The 7,820-nt window shown below is 72.2% G+C and carries 7 protein-coding genes; 6 read left to right on the top strand and 1 reads right to left on the bottom strand.

What is annotated here, in order from left to right; all coding sequences use genetic code 11:
• The first annotated feature begins 123 nt into the window (after window positions 1–123).
• Complete coding sequence (locus tag E1264_RS37035) at window positions 124–1,377, top strand: amidohydrolase family protein (protein WP_132181278.1); 1,254 nt, start codon at window positions 124–126, stop codon at window positions 1,375–1,377.
• Window positions 1,374–2,339, top strand: coding sequence for a lipoyl synthase (gene lipA, locus E1264_RS37040; RefSeq protein ID WP_132181280.1), 966 nt, complete (start codon window positions 1,374–1,376; stop codon window positions 2,337–2,339). The genes E1264_RS37035 and lipA overlap by 4 nt, the downstream gene beginning before the upstream one ends.
• On the opposite strand, the gene E1264_RS37045 is transcribed toward lipA, so the two are convergent.
• The gene (locus E1264_RS37045; RefSeq protein WP_132181282.1) at window positions 2,282–3,034 is read right to left on the bottom strand and encodes a helix-turn-helix domain-containing protein; all 753 of its coding nucleotides are present in this window, start codon (window positions 3,032–3,034) and stop codon (window positions 2,282–2,284) included. The two genes, lipA and E1264_RS37045, sit on opposite strands and share 58 nt — an antisense overlap.
• Before the next feature lie 237 nt (window positions 3,035–3,271).
• On the opposite strand from E1264_RS37045, the gene E1264_RS37050 reads away from it, so the two are divergent.
• The 4 genes from E1264_RS37050 to E1264_RS37065 form a co-directional block, all read left to right on the top strand.
• Window positions 3,272–3,937: a DUF4097 family beta strand repeat-containing protein gene (locus tag E1264_RS37050; RefSeq protein ID WP_132181284.1), complete on the top strand. Its 666-nt coding sequence runs from the start codon at window positions 3,272–3,274 to the stop codon at window positions 3,935–3,937.
• Window positions 3,938–3,964: 27 nt separating this feature from the next.
• Entirely contained in the window at window positions 3,965–4,984 is a 1,020-nt protein-coding gene (locus E1264_RS37055) for an ATP-binding cassette domain-containing protein (RefSeq protein ID WP_132181286.1), read from the top strand.
• Window positions 4,981–5,754, top strand: coding sequence for an ABC transporter permease (locus E1264_RS37060; protein ID WP_132181288.1), 774 nt, complete (start codon window positions 4,981–4,983; stop codon window positions 5,752–5,754). Before E1264_RS37055 ends, E1264_RS37060 begins: the two co-directional genes overlap by 4 nt.
• Before the next feature lie 572 nt (window positions 5,755–6,326).
• A partial coding sequence (locus tag E1264_RS37065) for an ATP-binding protein (protein WP_165964571.1) occupies window positions 6,327–7,820 on the top strand: 1,494 nt, incomplete at its 3' end.

Here is a 7,820-nt window from a genome sequence, read left to right on the forward strand (position 1 = left end):
GCCCGCCCCCGTGACCAGGACCTTCGTGCCGCTCAGACCGCGCATCACTTGCCTCCACACATCAGTCCAGTTACTGTCAACATGTCATACATCTTGCCAGTAGGGCCAGGGATGATCGACCACGTGCTTCTGGAACGCGCCACCACCCGTGCGGGCGGGACGACCGATGTCCTGATCGCCGACGGCCGCGTCGCCGCGCTCGGCGCGAGCGCCGCCACCGACCCCCGCGCGGCCGGCGCCGACCGGCTCGACCTGGCCGGATACCTGCTGCTGCCGGCCCCGGCCGAACCGCACGCCCACCTCGACAAGGCGCTGCTGGCCCGCCGCGCGCCCAACCCGCGCGGCGACCTTCCCGGTGCGGTCACCGCGATCCGCACGGCCTACGCGACGATGGACGAGGCCGACCTCCGCTCCCGGGCCACCGAGGCCCTGCTGACCGCGCTCGCCCACGGGTACACGGCCGTCCGCTCACACGCCGACGTGGGCGAGGGCATCGGCACGCGGTCCGTGCGCGTCCTGACCGACTTGCGCGAGCGCGCCGCCGCATTGATCGACCTCCAGGTGGTCGCGCTGGCCGCCGCGCCCGTCGCCGGGGCGGCCGGGCGCCACAACCGGCGCTTCCTCGCCGAGGCCATCGAGCTGGGCGCCGACGTGGTCGGCGGCGCCCCCGCGCTCGACCCGAACCCGCGGGCGGCCCTCCGCACCCTGGCCGCGGCGGCGGACGAGGCCGGGCTGCCCCTCGACCTGCACCTCGACGAGACCACCGACCCGGACATGCTCACCCTGCGCCGGTTCGCCGGCGAGGTCGCCCGCCGGGGACTCCACGGGCGAGCCACCGCCTCGCACTGCGTCAGCCTCGGCCAGCAGGACCCCGCTACCTGCCGCGAAGTGAGCCGCGCGCTCGCCGACGCGGGCGTCGCCGTGGTGACGCTCCCCCAAACCAACCTCTACCTGCAAGGCCGCGACGAGCCGACGCGCACACCGCGCGGGCTGACGGCCGTGGCCGCGCTGCGCGAGGCCGGGGTCGCCGTCGCGGGCGGCGGGGACAACTGGCGCGACCCGTTCAACCCGCTCGGCCGCATCGACCCGTTCGAGACGGCGTCGCTCCTGGTCGCCGCCGCGCACCTGCCCGTCGCGGACGCGTGGGACGCGGTCACCGCGCACGCCCGCGCCGCCCTCGGGCTCCCGCCCGCCGACCTCGCCCCCGGCAGCCCCGCCGACCTTCTCGCGATCCGCGCGGCGGACCTGGACGAGGCCGTCGCCGCCGCGAGCGAGGACCGGATCGTCCTGCGCGGCGGCAGGGTCGTGGCCCGCACGCGCGTCACCCGGGACATCGTCCCCGCACTCGACCCCGCACCGGAGGAGGCGCTCGCATGACCGGACGCAAGCTGCTGCGCATCGAGGCGCGCAACGCCCAGGTCCCGATCGAGCGCAAGCCGGAGTGGCTGCGCGTCCGCGCCCACGTGGGCCCGCAGTACCGGGAACTGGCCGGGCTGGTGAAGTCCGAGGGCCTGCACACCGTGTGCCAAGAAGCGGGCTGTCCCAACATCTTCGAGTGCTGGGAGGACCGGGAGGCGACGTTCCTGATCGGTGGTGACCAGTGCACCCGGCGCTGTGACTTCTGCCAGATCGACACCGGCAAGCCCGCCGAACTCGACCGCGACGAACCGCGCCGCGTCGCCGAGTCCGTCGCCACGATGGGCCTGCGCTACGCCACCATCACCGGCGTCGCCCGCGACGACCTGGACGACGGCGGCGCCTGGCTGTACGCCGAGACCGTCCGGCAGATCCACACCGCCGTCCCCGGCTGCGGCGTCGAGCTGCTCATCCCCGACTTCAACGCCGTCCCCGAGCAGCTCGCCGAGGTGTTCTCCGCCCGGCCCGAGGTGCTGGCGCACAACGTGGAAACGGTGCCGCGGATCTTCAAGCGGATCCGCCCCGGCTTCCGCTACGAGCGCTCCCTCGAAGTGATCACCCGCGCCCGCGAGGACGGCCTGGTCACCAAGTCCAACCTGATCCTGGGCATGGGCGAGACCCGCGACGAGGTCTCCCAGGCCCTGCGCGACCTGCACGCCGCCGGCTGCGAGCTGATCACCATCACCCAGTACCTGCGCCCCAGCGCCCGCCACCACCCGGTGGAGCGGTGGGTGAAGCCCGAGGAGTTCGTCGAGCTGTCGGCCGAAGCCGAACAGATCGGCTTCGCAGGCGTCATGTCAGGCCCACTGGTCCGCTCCAGCTACCGCGCCGGACGCCTCTACAAGCAGGCACTGGAGAACAGGATCTACCGGCGGCCCGAAGGCGACGGCTCGGTCGGCTCAGTCGGCTCGGTCGGGGTGTAGAGGACCTCGCGGGCCTGCTCGGCGGCGCGGAGGAGGCTCTCGCTGACGAAGTCGAGGAAGCGGGCGGCGTTCTGCAGGCGCGCGGCGGCCGGGGTGCCGGGACGGAGCACGGCGACGCCCTGCCGCGCGGCCTCCGCGAACTCGTCGTTGGCGCGGGCGCTGCGGATCACCGACTGGTACCACAGGTCGTCGTCGACGACGTAGCGGTCGCGGCGGCGTTCGTCGCGCTGGCGGCGGACGAGCTCCAGGTTCTCCAGGAACGTGATCGCCTTGGAGATGGACGCCGGGCTCACCTGTAGCCGCTGCGCGAGTTCGGACGCGGTGAGGCTGCCCGAATCAGTGGTGTAGAGGCAGGCCAGCACCCGGGCCATCATCTTCGGCAGGCCCGAGGCCATGAGGACGGTGGTGAGCGTCTCCGTGAACTCGCGGACGGCCTCGGCGTCGCGCCCGTAGGGCTGCGGCGCCGCCTCCACGCCCGGGGGCGCGGCCTGCCGCCGCCGGTGGGCGCGCTGCTCGGTGGCGCGGTGGGCCAGGTCGGCGCGGTACCCGGCCGGGCCGCCGTTGCGCATCACCTCACGCGTGACCGTCGAGGTCGGACGGTCGAGCCGGCGCGCGATCTCGGCGTAGGGGAGGTTGTCGGCCAGCCCCAGCGCGATCTGCCGCCGGTCCTGCTGGGTGAGCCTGCCTCCGGGCATCGCGATCTCCTTGCTGATCCTTCACGGCGGTGGTCCGACCCCTCCACCCTAGCGTTCACCTCCACTCCATTGCAATGACTGCCTTGCCATCATTGCGTTAACTCTGAAGACGGTTGCAACACTTTCTACGTGTTGACCTGCATAGTTACTTCAACAGCGCAACAGACGCGTTGCAGAGATCCGGAAAGCAACGTAGCGTTTCCAGTGTTGGAAACGACAAGCGCAAAGGAGAGCACGATGCGGAAGTTCGACACCACCGCCCCGATCACCGCCGTCATCGACATCCCCGCGGGACGCGTCCAGATCATCGCCGCGGACCGGGCCGACACCGCGGTCGAGGTCCTGCCCGCGAGCGCCGCCAAGGGACGCGACGTGAAGGCGGCGGAGCAGACCACGGTCGGCTTCGGCGACGACGGCGTCCTGCGGATCCAGGCTCCGGCCGGGAACCAGGTGTTCGGCCCGTCCGGGGCCGTCGAGGTGACGGTCAAGCTGCCCGCCGGTTCCCGGGTCGAGGCGACGACGTCCGGCGCCGAACTCCGGACGGTCGGCCGCCTCGGCGACCTCGCCTTCGCGGGCGCCTACCGCCACGTCAAGATCGACGAGGCCGCCGGTGTCCGCCTCACCGCGCTGGACGGCGACGTCGAGATCGGCCGCCTGACCGGCCCCGCCGACATCGGCACCCAGCGCGGCGACATCCGGATCGCCGAGGCCACGGGCGGCACGGTCGTCCTCAGCACCCGGTCCGGCGACATCACGGTCGGCGCCGCCGCCGGAGTCTCGGCCGCCCTGGACGCGGGCACCGCCTCCGGGCGCATCGACAACGCCCTCAAGAACGACGGCACCGCCGAGCTCGAGATCCGCGCCACCACCTCCCACGGCGACATCACCGCCCGCAGCCTCTGAAGCCGCGGCCCCTGAAGGAGCAGAACCATGACGAACCTGGCCATCGAAGCGAACGGACTGCGCAAGTCCTACCCCGCCGGCAAGGCGGGCAAGGACGGCGACAAGGTCGTGCTGGACGGCATCGACCTGGCCGTCCCCGAAGGGACGATCTTCTCTCTGCTGGGCCCGAACGGCGCAGGGAAGACGACGACCGTCCAGATCCTGTCCACCCTGATCCGCGCCGACGGCGGCGAGGTCCGGGTCGCGGGACACGACCTGGCCCGCCAGGCCGACGACGTGCGCGGCGCGATCGGCGTCACCGGGCAGTACTCGGCCGTCGACAAGCTGCTCACCGGCGAGGAGAACCTGCTCCTCATGGCCGACCTCAAGCACCTGCCCCGCCGCGCGGGCAAGCGCTGGGCGGCCGAGCTGCTGGAGCGCTTCGACCTGGTCGACGCGGCCCGCAAGCCCGCCGGAACCTACTCGGGCGGGATGCAACGGCGGCTCGACCTGGCGATGACCCTGGTCGGCGACCCCCGCCTGATCTTCCTGGACGAGCCCACCACCGGTCTCGACCCGCGCAGCCGCCGCACCATGTGGGGCATCGTCCGCGATCTCGTCGCGGGCGGCACCACCATCTTCCTCACCACGCAGTACCTGGAGGAGGCCGACCAGCTCGCCGACCACATCGCCCTCCTCGACCGCGGACGGCTGATCGCCGAGGGCACCGCCGACGAGCTCAAGCGGCTCATCCCCGGCGGCCACGTCTCCCTGCGGTTCGCCAACGACGACGCGCTCGACACCGCGCTCGGCGCGCTCGGCCGGGGCTTCGTGGACCCGTCCGACGACGACCGGCTCACGCTCCAGGTCCCGTCCGACGGCGGCGTCGCGGCACTGCGCGACCTGCTCGCCCGGCTGGACGCGGCGGGCGTCGAACCGGCCGATCTCAGCGTCCACACCCCCGACCTCGACGACGTCTTCCTCACCCTCACCGGCCAGAACACCGACCCGACCACCGGCCAGAACGCCGACCCGACCACCGGCCAGAACACGGAGGCCCTCCGATGAGCACCCTCACCCTCGCCGCCCGCGACTCCTCCACCATGGTCCGGCGCCAGCTCAAGCGCCTCGTCCGCTACCCGTCCATGACCGTGCAGTTGCTCGTCACGCCCGTGATCCTCCTGTTCCTGTTCGTCTACGTCTTCGGCGGCGCGCTCGGCGCGGGCCTCGGCGGCGGGCGCGACACCTACGTCGACTACGTCGTCCCGGGCATCCTGCTCATGGCCGCGACCATGGCCGCGACGGGAACCGCCGTCATGGTCGCCACCGACATGGCCGAGGGGATCATCGCCCGCTTCCGCACCATGCGGATCTCGCGGGCCTCGGTCCTGACCGGTCACGTCGTCGCGAGCGTCGTCCAGCAGCTCCTCGGCATGGCCGTCGTCATCGGCGTCGCGCTGGCGATGGGCTTCGGCCCCGACGCCACCGCCGTCGAATGGCTGGCCGCCGCCGGGCTGCTCACCCTGTTCGTCGTCGCCGTCACCTGGCTGTCGGTCGCGCTCGGCCTGAAGTCCCCGACCCCCGAGGCGGCGAGCAACGCGCCGATGCCCCTGGTCTTCCTGCCCTTCCTGGGCAGCGGCTTCGTCCCTACCGACTCCATGCCCACCGCCCTGCGCTGGTTCGCCGAGTACCAGCCCTTCACCCCGATCATGCAGACCGTCCGCGGCCTCCTGCTCGGTACCCCCATCGACAACAACGCGGCGATGGCCATCGCCTGGTGTGCGGGCATCGGCGTCGCGTCCTATCTCTGGGCCAAGCGCACCTACAACAACTCCTGACCATGAAACGCCCACCCAGGGCCGTCAGACCGACCGGTCTGACGGCCCTTAGTACTGGGTCAGCCGAGCCTGTAGAGCCGGGCGCCGGAGGTGCCGCCGTACTCGCGCTCATGCATCTTCAAGGGAGTTCTGATGCCCGGTTCAGCCGCGGGCCGGGCGTTTCGGACGAGCGCGGCGTTACGGATGATCGTTCTCGCGCTTTTCCGCCGTCCATGCCGACCGGATTGCAGGACGCGCAGGTGAACGCCAGCTGAAGATCAACCGACCCGAATGCCGAAGAACAGGACATCACAGGACAGATGCCCCGATAGTGACCCCCGGTCCCTCGAATCTCGGCAATCCTTGGTTCCCGCATGAGGCGTTGTGCCAGCCTAGATACGAACTGTACACATCCGAGTACGTATTACTCAGTATCGTGATCTTTACCCGTCGAGGCACTGAGGACGCCGATGCCTGACTTCTTTGAACCAGCTGCCGACGCCGAGCACCATGGCGCCCGGCAGAACGGCAGGTCAATGACCCGTGGCGCGCGTCGGCAGGACAGTATACGCACCTATCACCTGTCCATTTCCGTGCTCCCGGCGACCATTGTGGGGATCCTCGGGGTGGCCGCGGTGGCCGTCCTGTACGGCGGGCACACCGTGTCGCAGCAGACCCGGCTCGTGCTCGCGGCGGCGGCGGTCGGGGCGGCGATCACCATCGGGGCCGCCGTCGTGGCGGCGGACGCGGCCACCCGCCGGGTGCAGCGGCAGCAGGCCCAGTCGGCCGGCCGCGATCGCGAGACCGTCGAGAACGTCCTGTGGCGGCTCGGCGAGCTCGGGTCCCTGGTCGCCCACGGCCGCCGGGACCTGCAGAAGCTTTCCGCCGGGCTGAACGCGGGCGAGAAGGCCGCGCCGCGCGGCGAGGACTTTCCGCCGCCCGACACCGGCGATCCCGTCATGCTGCTCGCCTACGAGTTGAGGAAGGCGCAGAGCGAGGCGTGGAACGCCGTGATCGCCGCGGCGGCCCTCGAACCCGCGGGCAGCGCCGGCCGGCGGGTCGGCGTCTTCGTCAACCTCGCCCGCCGCATGCAGTCGCTGTCGCACCGGGCCATCCAGGGCTTGGACGAGCTGGAGAACCAGGTCGAGGACCCCGATCTCCTCAAGGGCCTGTTCAAGGTCGACCACCTCACCACCCGGACGCGCCGCCAGGCCGAGAGCCTTGCCGTGATCGGCGGCGCCGCGTCCCGCCGCCGCTGGACGAAGCCGGTGAGCGTCTACGAGGTGATGCGCTCGGCCATCGCCGAGGTCGAGCACTACAACCGGGTGAAGGTGGTACCGCCGATCGAGGGGAGCCTGCACGGCAGCGCCGTCGCGGACGTCGTCCACCTGCTCGCCGAGCTCATCGAGAACGCCACCAAGTTCTCCCCGCCGAGCACGCAGGTGCTGATCCGCGTCGAGACGGTCAGCGCGGGCCTCGCCATCGAGGTCGAGGACCGCGGCATCGGCATCCCGCGCGGCGACCAGCGCCGGCTGAACGAGCTGCTCACCGACCCGGACCGGGCCGACACCGAGGAGCTGCTGAAGGACGGGCGCATCGGGCTCCTCGTGGTCTCCGCGCTCGCCCGCCGCCACAAGGTCCGCGTCCAGCTCCAGGGCAACGTCTTCGGCGGCACGCAGGCCGTCGTCGTCGTCCCCAAGGAGCTGGACGGCACCCAGACGGAGACCGCCGAAGAGGACCGCCGCGCCGAACCGGCGCACGCGCAGGCCGCCCAACCGGCCGCAACGACGACGGGCCCGACACCGGCGCCGTCGGCGGCCACGGCCCCTGCCGCCACGAGGGCGCCGGCGCCCGTCTCCGGTTCCCTGCCGAGCGTCGAGCCCGACCCCCATCTGCCGCTGAACGACCGGGACGTCCTCGGTGTCGGGCCGGTCGGCCGCCCGTCCGCCATGGCCGGGCGCCGCCCGCACCGTCCCGCGCACGCCCGCCCGTCCGCGCCGACGGCGACGCCCGCCGACGTGCCGGACGCGCCGCCTCCGCCGGACGCCTCGACCGGCCCCCTCCCGGCCGTCGAGCCCACCGAGCCC

It is taken from the genome of Actinomadura sp. KC216 (assembly GCF_004348535.1).
GTDB lineage: Bacteria > Actinomycetota > Actinomycetes > Streptosporangiales > Streptosporangiaceae > Spirillospora.